The following is a 9,257-nucleotide window of genomic DNA, read 5'->3' as shown; positions in this document are numbered from 1 at the left end:
TTGGCCCGAACTACACGCGGCCTGACCTCGAGGTTCCCGGCGACTATCGTGGCGCGCTGAGTGTCGATTCCGCGCGCACGCTCGCCGATCTCGACTGGGCCGACTTGTTCGAAGATGCGGAAATGGCAGCCGTCGTCCGCGCAGCCGTGGAACGCAACCTGGACCTGAAGATCGCACTCTGGCGCGTCGAGGCCGCACGTGCCCAGCTGACCGGTACACGTTCGTTCTTCTTCCCGAGTGCGAATGGTGCATTGTCCACAACGCCTTCTGCGACCAGCAGCGACAACGACAGCGCGTATTCGCTCGGCCTGGTCTTCAGCTGGGAAATCGATATTTTCGGCAAGCTGCGGCGCGCCAGCGAGGCCAGCCGCGCCGAACTGCTGGCCAGCGAGGATGGCGCACGCGCAGTCATGTCGTCGCTGGTGGCAACCACGGCCGGAATCTGGTTGCGCCTGAGAGAGCTGGATCAGGAAGTTTCCATCACGCGCGCCAATATCGCCGACCAGGAAACCTCGCTGGAACTGGTCCGCCAGCTGATGCGTGGCGGGGTCGCCAATGCGGCCGACGAGCAACAGGCGATCACCCAGTTGGCGGCGACGCGTTCGCGCCTTCCGCAGCTGCAGCAGCGCGTGATCGCGACCGAAAATGCGCTGAGCCTTCTGCTCGGCGCGTACCCGACCTCGATCCAGCGCAGTGACGATGCGATTCTGCCGAAGGTTCCGGCGTTCCCGGCTCTCGGCCTGCCTTCGGAGTTGCTTGTGCGACGGCCCGACGTGCGCGCGAGCGAACAGGTACTGCACGCGGCCACGGCGCGGATCGGCGTGGCCATTGCCAATCGGTTTCCGGTTCCCACCATCGGCCTGGGCGGATTTCTCGGCCGCCTCGGCATCGACCTGGGCGATGTTTTCGACAACAGCGGGTCCACCGCTGATGTCTGGTCATGGGGCCCGAACGTGTCTTTACCCCTGATTGACTGGGGCAGGGGTTCGGCCGGCGTCAGTGGCGCACGTGCACAGGCGGAAGTCGCCGTACTGTCCTATCGCTCAACCGTGCTCAACGCCATGCGCGAAGTCAGCGATTCCATGGCTGCAGCGGAACTCGGCGCCGATGTCGTCGAGCAGGCCGCGGTCAGCGCCAAGGCGGCTGCGGAGTCGCTGCGCCTGCAGAACATGCGCTACAAGGCGGGTGTGGTGGGCTATCTGGATGTTCTCGATGCCCAGCGCCAGCAGTTCTCGGCGCAGCTCGAACTCGCGCGGGCGCGCCTGAATCACCTGCAGGCCTATGTGGATCTGTACCGTGCCCTTGGCGGCGGCTGGTCGGATGCCACCCTGGCAGGCGTTTCGCGCCAAGCGGCCAGGCCTGACCTGGAGCCGGCCAGCACCGCCTTGCCGGTCGCGGCCCCGGAGACGCCGATTCAGCGTTGAGGCCACTCATCGGCAAGGGTTCATGGCGCCGCAATGCAAAGGGCCACCCAGACGGGTGGCCCTTCTTGTTTGAATAAGTGGTCGGGGAGACAGGATTCGAACCTACGACCTCTACGTCCCGAACGTAGCGCTCTACCAGACTGAGCTACACCCCGATACCGGCCCGCGTTCTGGCGGGCCGCGAATGATAGCGGTGGCGCTGTTGCAGTGCAACGCCTGATTCTGGCCGGAACGGTCGTTCTGCTAATCTATGCGGCCGTTTCGCCCGCGCCGATCGCGTCTTTTCGAGGATCCACATGCCTTTGACCCCCGCCCGCACCATGCCCGGCGTGCTAGAGCTGCTGCCGCTGGACCAGATCGCCTTCCAGGGCATGCTGGATACCGTGCGCAGCAACTTCGAGCGTTTCGGTTTCCTGCCGATCGAGACACCGGTCATGGAATTTGCCGACGTCCTGCTGACCAAGTCCGGCGGCGAGACCGAGCGCCAGGTCTATTTCGTGCAGTCGACCGGCGCGCTGGAGCAGGGCGACAAGCCCGAGCTGGCCCTTCGCTTCGACCTGACCGTGCCTCTGGCCCGCTATGTCGCCGAGCACGAGCACGACCTGAGCTTTCCGTTCCGCCGCTACCAGATTCAGCGTGTCTATCGAGGCGAGCGTGCCCAACGCGGTCGATTCCGCGAGTTCTATCAGTGCGATATCGACGTGATCGGCAAGGACTCGCTGTCGGTTCGCTACGACGCCGAAATACCGGCAACGATATACGGCGTGTTTCGCGATCTGGCCATCGGACCATTCACCATCCAGCTCAACAATCGGCGTCTCATGCGCGGCTGGTTCGAAGGGCTTGGCATCGCCGATGGCGAGAAACAGATGGCCGTCCTGCGCGAAGTCGACAAGCTCGACAAGCGCGGCATCGATCATGTGCGGGAAACACTGACCGGTGCCGCGTTTGGCCTCGACACAGCGACCGTGGACAGGATTCTCGCTTTCGTGCAGGTGCGATCGATCTCTCTGGCCGATGCGCTGGAAAAACTCGACGCGCTCGGAAGCGGAAGCGAGACCTTCGAGCAGGGTCGAGCCGAACTGCGTGAAGTTCTGAACCTGATCAAGGCCTTCGGCGTGCCGGAATCGCATTACGCGTTGAATCTTTCGATTGCGCGTGGCCTTGACTACTACACCGGCACCGTCTACGAAACGACCTTGAACGAACATCCGCAGATTGGTTCCATCTGCTCGGGCGGACGCTACGAAAACCTGGCCGGCAACTACACGAAATCGAGTCTGCCCGGCGTCGGCATTTCGATCGGCGCGACGCGACTGTACTGGCAGTTGCGCGAGGCCGGGTTGATCGGGACGGCAAGCAGCTCGGTGCAGGCGCTGGTAACGCAGATGGATGAGGCGCAACTGCCGGCCTACCTTGCCCTGGCCACCGAGTTGCGCCAGGCCGGCATCAATACCGAAGTGGTCATGGAGCCCTCAAAGCTCGGCAAGCAGTTCAAGTACGCCGATCGCGCCGGTATCCGCTTCGTGCTTGTGCTGGGCGAAAACGAGATTGCGAACGGTACGGTCACGGTCAAGGATCTGCGTCGCGAAGATCAGTTTGAAGTGGCGCGCCCCGAGCTGGTCAAGAGCCTGCGCGTCGAACTTGAACAGAGTGCAGCCATGGGAGCAAGAGCATGACGATCGTGCTGGATGGTTCCTCGCTGACTCGCTCGCAAGTCGTCGAGATTGCCAGTCGCGGGACCACAGTCTCGCTGGCGCCGGCGGCCCTGGCGCGGGTACAGCGGGCGGCGGATTTCCTCGCCGAAAAAGTCAGCTGCGGCGAGCCGGTCTATGGCGTGACGACGGGGTTTGGCAGCAATGCAGACAAGCTGCTCGGTGCACATCGCGCTCGCGATGAGCTGCCGGGTGGCAATCCGGAACAATTCGAGGGTAGCCTGCTCGAAGAGTTGCAGCACAATCTTCTGATCACGCACGCAGTCTGCGTCGGTGCGCCGCTGGCGCCTGATGTCGTGCGGGCGATCCTCGCGATCCGCATCAATACCTTGTTGCGTGGACACTCGGGCATACGCGTCTCCACTCTTGAGGCACTCACGGCCCTGCTCAATCGAAACGTGATTCCGGTCATTCCGGCCAAGGGATCGGTGGGCGCCAGCGGTGATCTCGCGCCGTTGTCGCATCTCGCGATTGTCCTGCTCGGTGGCGGTGAAGCCTTCCATGAAGGCGAGCGCGTCCCGGGAGCCGAGGCGCTCAAGCGGGCCGGCATCGAACCGATCCGGCTGTCGTTCAAGGAGGGCCTGGCCCTCAACAATGGAACGACGCAAATGCTGGCCACGGCCGTACTCGCCTTGTCGCGCATCGAACATCTGATCGCGACGGCCGATCTGGCAGCGGCCATGACGCTCGATGCGTTCGCCGGACGCAGCGGCGCGCTGCGCCCGGAAGTGCATGCCCTGCGCCCGCATCCGGGCCAGGTCGAGACGGCGCGCCATCTGCGCGAACTGCTTGCAGGCTCCACCCTGGTCGATATTGCATACCACCTGGTGCCGCGCTTCCGCACCTGGACTGCCGAATCCTGGAGCGATCCGGTCGAACAGCAGCGGCGTTTCGATATCTGCTGGGACTATGTTCCGCCATCGCAGCGGCATGGTCGCGAGGCGTTCTACGAGCGATTCCTGCCGTTCAAGGGTGGCAAGAAACACCAGCCGCAGGATGCCTATTGTCTGCGCTGCATGCCGCAGGTGCACGGTGCCGTGCGCGACGCCTGGGAACAGGCCTGCCGCATCATCGACATCGAGCTGAACTCCGTGACCGACAATCCCCTGGTCTTCCCGGAGGCGGAAAATCCGCGCTACATCGAGGATCAGGTCATTTCCGCAGGTCACTTCCACGGCATGCCGCTGGCGCTGGCGATGAGCTACGTCAAGGCCGCGATCCCGGTGCTTGCATCGATTTCGGAGCGGCGCCTCAACAAGCTCGTCGACCCGGCCAACAATGACGGCCTGCCGGCCTTCCTGATCGGCAATGAAGATGCGACCGACTCCGGTTTCATGATTGTGCAATACACGGCTGCTGCCCTGGTCAACGATCTCGCAACGCGCGCGCATCCGGCATCGGTGTACTCGATACCGACCAGCGCCAATGCCGAGGATCATGTCTCGATGGGCACCAACGAGGCGCGCCACGTGCTCGAGATGACCGAGGATCTCAGCCACGTGCTTGCGCTTGAACTGTACACGGCGGCGCAGGCCCTCGAATATCGCCAGGACATGCTGAATGCCGCGCGCAGTCTGGCCGAGCGTGGCGACTGGTCGGCGCTGGCGGCCAAGATCAGCAACGCGCCGCGCGAGGATCATCCGAGTCATGCCGCATTCGCCGCGGAGATCCGTGGTCTCATGAAGGCCCTGACCGAGGCGGGCGAGTTTCACGCAGGCTCGGCTGTGCGGAAGGCCCATGCGCGGATTCGCCAGTGTATCGATTTCATGCAGCGCGATCGCGCCATGGACGGCGACGTGCGCCGCATCTGCGAACTTGTCGCAGGCAACGCTCTGCTGGATGCAACACCGTGAGTGAATGGGTGCGCATCTGCCACATGGCCGAATTGCTGCCCGGCGAATGCCAGACAGGCTGGGACGGGGATACCCCCATCGCCGTGTTCAACGTCGATGGCGAGCTCTACGCGATTGAAGATATCTGCACGCACGATGGCAGCGAGTTGACCGGCGGCCCGATCGAGGGATTCGAAGTGGAGTGCCCGCGCCATGGCGCACGATTCGACGTGCGCACGGGTGCTGCCTTGTGCCCGCCTGCCTACGAGCCAACCGCGAAGTTCCCGGTCAAGGTCGAGGACGGCTGGGTTTACTCGCGGGACGATCGATAGCCTGGATTCGGGATTCGGGAATCGGGATGGAACTTTAGCGGGGAAGACCGCTGACCCCGGTTATTCGGCGGGTTTGCACTCGAGCGTGTTGAAGCGGACCAGGACCAGTTCCCCGCCGCCTTCAAGAACGATGCGTTCGCGCCTGTCCGAGACCGATTCGATGATCAGGGTGGCATTCGCTCCGGCTTCGATAGCCTGATGGCCGGTTCTGGCCGTGATTTGTCCGGCGAAGACATGAACAAGCCAGGTTGAGCCGGCCTCTGAAAACGCCAGCATCGTGCCATTGATCGGTCGGGCATGGACCTCGGCGGTGGCCGAGTCGCGCCGCGTCATCACGTTGAAGTCCCGGGTGGGGCCGGCAAGCAGGCGGCAATGGACTGAATCTTCACCTTCGAAGCGAACGTGCTCGAAGCGCTTGTCGAGGCGGCGCGGCGCTTGCTCGTTGATATCGAGCTCCATGCCGTTGCCGGCCAGCATGAGCAGATCGCGGCGCACGCCGGGAAAGCTGGAGAACGGCCCATCGCTCTCGATCTCGGCAATGCTGACTCGCCAGACGAAATCCGTCTGGTTGCAATTGTCCTCGCAGCTGGCGATTTCGGTGGTCCAGCCGCCGTCGTTCTTCCAGCGTGTGCGTCGGTAGTCACTGGGTCGCAGCAGGCGCATGGCGGGAACCCGGATCAGTTGGGGCTGTCGGGCCGGTGGTAGGTATAGACGAGGGTCGCGCTGCCGAGGAAATCGATGGTCGTCGACTGGCGCCCACCGAGGCGGCGTGCGACGCGTTCGGACTCCGTATTCTCGGTGCGAATCAGGCTGATCGCTCGTTCTGCACCGAGGCGCGTGAACGCATAGGCGAGCGCGGCATGCGCCGCCTCGGTCGCATAGCCCTTGTGCCGATGCTCCGGACGCAACATCCAGCCCAGTTCGAGGTCGGGCCAGCCTTCCGGGTTGTGCAGTCCGACGCGACCGATGAACTCTCCGCTTCCCTTCAGCTCGACGGCCCACATGCCATAGCCGCGCAAGGCCCAGTGGCCGATCAGCATGGCCATCGAGCGCCAGGCGTTCATGCGATCCAGCGGCTGGCCATCGCCGACAAAGCGCGTGCTCGACGCATCGGCCAGCATGGCCGAGTACAGTTCAAAATGGCGCTCGGACAGCGCCGTCAGGCGCAGACGCTCGGTGATCAGTACGGGGATTTCAAGCATGGCGTGGCTTCAGTCCAGAAGTCGGAGCAACGCCTGCGAGGACGCTCTGAGACTTTCTTTCCAGGTGAATCCGACGATCGGCTGTCCGCTTTCCGCATCGTGGAAATCTTCCTCCTGCCCTGGGGCGAGCAGGTGGCGATAGTCAACGGTAATCTCCGTTCCGCTCCCGAGCCGGGCCGTTGCGAAAACGAATCCCAGATGCCAGAGGCCGGTTGGCGCAAACGAGTGATTGACGAAACATTCGTCCGGCCAGTCATTCGAAATCGTGTAGCGATCTTCGAACCAGCGTACCGTTGCCGGCAGCAGTTCGCGGGCATTCGGCATCGCCATGACTTCGCTGAAAGTCCAGGTTTGCGGAATGGCATCCGGAGCAATCAGGATGCTGCCGGGTTCGACAGTCTGGTCAAGGAACATGCCTTGTCCGGCATCCGGAATAAGGGATGGGCTGATGTGATAGCGGGGAAGAATCATGTGCGCACCGACCGGGGCGCGAAGTCTAGCACGCGGATTTGCCGCTTCTGAAGGCGTGAATCGCAAACTTCCGATGCTCGGCCTGACTTGTTCAGGCGCTCGAACGGTCCGGATTTTGCCTTGATGCTTGTGCAGGGCCGCTGTCCATGGCCGTCTCACCGGACTTGCGGCGGTAGGGGTTGATGCGATCTGACTGGATCGCATCAACCCGTTGCCGACCTCTCAGTCAGTCGACGCAACCTTCGCTGACTTGGCCGAGGACTTGCTGGCCGAGGCCTTTGCCTTGGCGCCGCCGACCACGATGTTTTCGCGATTGCGCTCGACCAGCTTGTCGCCAATGCCCTTGACCTGGGCCAGGTCCTCGGCGCTTGCGAACGGGCCATGCTCATCGCGGTAGGCGATGATGGCCTCGGCCTTGCTCAGGCCGACACCGGTCAGGCCTTCGGCAAGCGTGCTTGCGTCTGCGCTGTTGATGTCGACGGGTTCCGCAGCGAATGCGGGAAGGGCCAGAGCCAGGGAAAGGGCCAGGCTGGCGAGAATGGTCTTCATGTTCATGAATTGCTCCTGATTGGATTCAAGCCGCGACGTGAGTGTCCGGCGAGGAAAGTCTCGTCCAATGCAGTGGAAGGCGGCATCGGCATTTGACGCCTGTTGTCGTAGGCGACGCGCGTCGCGCCACGTAGTCTTTTTCCTACAAGCGGACTGATCGGGGCAATGAATTCAGGCAAGAATGCGTCGACGCGCTAGAATCGGATTTCCGCTGCGAGTCCCGCAGCGCATCGTGCTCGGAGCAATCATGGATTCAAGCGCAATCAGCAGTTTCGTCGACAAACTCTGGGATGAGCAGATCGTTCCGCAACTCGTCGAATACATCCGGATTCCGAACAAGTCGCCGATGTTCGATGCCGACTGGGTCAAGCACGGCTACATGGATCAGGCGGTAACCCTGATGGAGAACTGGGCGAGCAAGCAGCCGATTCCCGGCATGAAGCTCGAGGTTGTCCGACTCGAGGGGCGCACTCCATTGATTTTCATAGATATTCCTGGGCAGGGCGATGATTGTGTGCTGCTCTACGGGCATCTCGACAAGCAGCCTGAAATGACAGGCTGGGACGAACATCTCGGCCCGTGGAAACCGGTCATCGAAGGCGACAAGCTGTATGGACGCGGTGGCGCCGACGACGGTTACGCCATCTTCGGCTCACTGGCCGCGATCATGGCCTTGCAGGCTCAGGACATTCCGCATTCGCGCTGCGTCGTGATGATCGAAGCCTGCGAGGAGTCCGGCAGCTACGATCTGCCGTACTACGTGGATCATCTCGCCGACCGTATCGGCAAGCCATCCCTGATCGTCTGTCTGGACTCGGGCTGCGGCAACTACGACCAGATGTGGCTGACCACCTCGCTGCGTGGCATGACCGGAGGCAACTTGACGGTCAATGTGCTCGAGGAAGGGGTGCATTCGGGCGATGCCTCAGGCGTGGTGCCATCAAGCTTTCGCGTCCTTCGTCAGGTCCTGTCGCGACTCGAGGACGAAAATACCGGCGAAATTCTGCCGCGCGAATTGCATGCGGAAATTCCCCCGCAACGCGTCGAGCAGGCTCGGCTCAGCGCCGAGGTGCTCGGTGACGATGTCTATTCCAAGTTCCCCTTGCTCGATGGCATGCAGCCGGTGAGCAAGGACCTGACCGAACTCGTGCTCAATCGGACCTGGCGGCCTGCCCTGGCGATAACCGGCGTCGGCGGATTGCCCGGCCTCGATTCCGCTGGCAATGTGCTGCGCCCGTTCACTGCAGTGAAGTTGAGTCTGCGCCTGCCGCCGACCGCGGATGCCGCGAAGAGTGGCGAATTCCTCAAGCAGCTGCTCGAAGCCGATCCGCCGTACGGCTCGACGGTCACCTTCAATCTGGAAAAGGCCGGCAGCGGCTGGGATGCGCCCGCACTGGCGCCCTGGCTGGAGCAGTCTGTCGACGAGGCTTCACGCACGTATTTCGGTCCGCCCCCGGCCTACATGGGTGAGGGCGGCTCGATTCCCTTCATGGGCATGCTCGGCGAAAAATTCCCGGGCGCCCAGTTCCTCATAACCGGCGTGCTCGGCCCTCATTCCAATGCGCATGGTCCGAACGAGTTCCTGCACATTCCGACCGGCAAGCGCGTCACTGCTGCGGTTGCCAAGGTGGTTTCCGACCATTACATCGCCAGTGGCAAGGGACTGACCATGGGTGTCGCCGCTACCGATGCGCACAGTCACCGCGGCGGCGACGGGTGTTGCGAATAGCTG

Annotated in this window: 9 protein-coding genes and 1 tRNA gene; 5 read left to right on the top strand and 5 right to left on the bottom strand. The window is 62.8% G+C overall.

Annotation, left to right across the window (positions count from 1 at the left end; all coding sequences use genetic code 11):
- The coding region (locus tag R3F00_RS12490; protein ID WP_371282111.1) for an efflux transporter outer membrane subunit at positions 1-1,424 on the top strand (1,424 nt) is incomplete at its 5' end.
- 78 nt (positions 1,425-1,502) lie between these two features.
- Here the strand turns inward: R3F00_RS12490 and R3F00_RS12485 are convergent.
- Positions 1,503-1,579: transfer RNA gene (locus R3F00_RS12485), tRNA-Pro, on the bottom strand.
- A gap of 141 nt (positions 1,580-1,720) precedes the next feature.
- Here R3F00_RS12485 and hisS point away from each other — a divergent pair.
- The 3 genes from hisS to R3F00_RS12470 are packed head-to-tail and all read left to right on the top strand — an operon-like array spanning position 1,721 to position 5,303.
- Entirely contained in the window at positions 1,721-3,103 is a 1,383-nt protein-coding gene (gene hisS / locus R3F00_RS12480; protein ID WP_371282110.1) for a histidine--tRNA ligase, read from the top strand.
- Positions 3,100-4,992, top strand: coding sequence for a histidine ammonia-lyase (hutH, locus tag R3F00_RS12475; RefSeq protein WP_371282109.1), 1,893 nt, complete (start codon positions 3,100-3,102; stop codon positions 4,990-4,992). Before hisS ends, hutH begins: the two co-directional genes overlap by 4 nt.
- Positions 4,989-5,303, top strand: a complete 315-nt coding sequence (locus R3F00_RS12470; RefSeq protein ID WP_371282108.1) for a non-heme iron oxygenase ferredoxin subunit — start codon at positions 4,989-4,991, stop codon at positions 5,301-5,303. Before hutH ends, R3F00_RS12470 begins: the two co-directional genes overlap by 4 nt.
- Before the next feature lie 60 nt (positions 5,304-5,363).
- Here R3F00_RS12470 and R3F00_RS12465 read toward each other — a convergent pair whose 3' ends face one another.
- From R3F00_RS12465 to R3F00_RS12450, 4 genes are all read right to left on the bottom strand, one after another.
- The gene (locus R3F00_RS12465; protein WP_371282107.1) at positions 5,364-5,966 is read right to left on the bottom strand and encodes a HutD family protein; all 603 of its coding nucleotides are present in this window, start codon (positions 5,964-5,966) and stop codon (positions 5,364-5,366) included.
- 14 nt (positions 5,967-5,980) lie between these two features.
- Positions 5,981-6,505 carry a GNAT family N-acetyltransferase gene (locus tag R3F00_RS12460; RefSeq protein WP_371282106.1) on the bottom strand — a complete coding sequence of 175 codons (525 nt, stop codon included), beginning with the start codon at positions 6,503-6,505 and terminating at the stop codon, positions 5,981-5,983.
- 9 nt (positions 6,506-6,514) lie between these two features.
- A complete protein-coding gene (locus tag R3F00_RS12455; RefSeq protein ID WP_371282105.1) occupies positions 6,515-6,976 on the bottom strand; it encodes an SET domain-containing protein in 462 nt (153 codons plus the stop codon).
- Positions 6,977-7,198: 222 nt separating this feature from the next.
- Entirely contained in the window at positions 7,199-7,531 is a 333-nt protein-coding gene (locus R3F00_RS12450; RefSeq protein WP_371282104.1) for a ComEA family DNA-binding protein, read from the bottom strand.
- 241 nt (positions 7,532-7,772) lie between these two features.
- On the opposite strand from R3F00_RS12450, the gene R3F00_RS12445 reads away from it, so the two are divergent.
- A complete protein-coding gene (locus tag R3F00_RS12445; RefSeq protein WP_371282103.1) occupies positions 7,773-9,254 on the top strand; it encodes a M20 family metallopeptidase in 1,482 nt (493 codons plus the stop codon).
- Positions 9,255-9,257: the final 3 nt, after the last annotated feature.

Source organism: Dokdonella sp. (genome assembly GCF_041395345.1).
Taxonomy (GTDB): domain Bacteria; phylum Pseudomonadota; class Gammaproteobacteria; order Xanthomonadales; family Rhodanobacteraceae; genus Dokdonella.
The sequence above is the reverse complement of the archived record's forward strand: the minus strand, read 5'-3'. Positions and strand labels throughout refer to the sequence as shown.

Coding starts and splice junctions, on each gene's coding strand:
- hisS (WP_371282110.1), top strand. CDS start 1,721: ATGCCTTTGACCCCCGCCCGCACCATGCCCGGCGTGCTAGAGCTGCTG.
- R3F00_RS12445 (WP_371282103.1), top strand. CDS start 7,773: ATGGATTCAAGCGCAATCAGCAGTTTCGTCGACAAACTCTGGGATGAG.
- R3F00_RS12455 (WP_371282105.1), bottom strand. CDS start 6,976: ATGATTCTTCCCCGCTATCACATCAGCCCATCCCTTATTCCGGATGCC.
- R3F00_RS12460 (WP_371282106.1), bottom strand. CDS start 6,505: ATGCTTGAAATCCCCGTACTGATCACCGAGCGTCTGCGCCTGACGGCG.
- R3F00_RS12465 (WP_371282107.1), bottom strand. CDS start 5,966: ATGCGCCTGCTGCGACCCAGTGACTACCGACGCACACGCTGGAAGAAC.
- R3F00_RS12450 (WP_371282104.1), bottom strand. CDS start 7,531: ATGAACATGAAGACCATTCTCGCCAGCCTGGCCCTTTCCCTGGCTCTG.
- hutH (WP_371282109.1), top strand. CDS start 3,100: ATGACGATCGTGCTGGATGGTTCCTCGCTGACTCGCTCGCAAGTCGTC.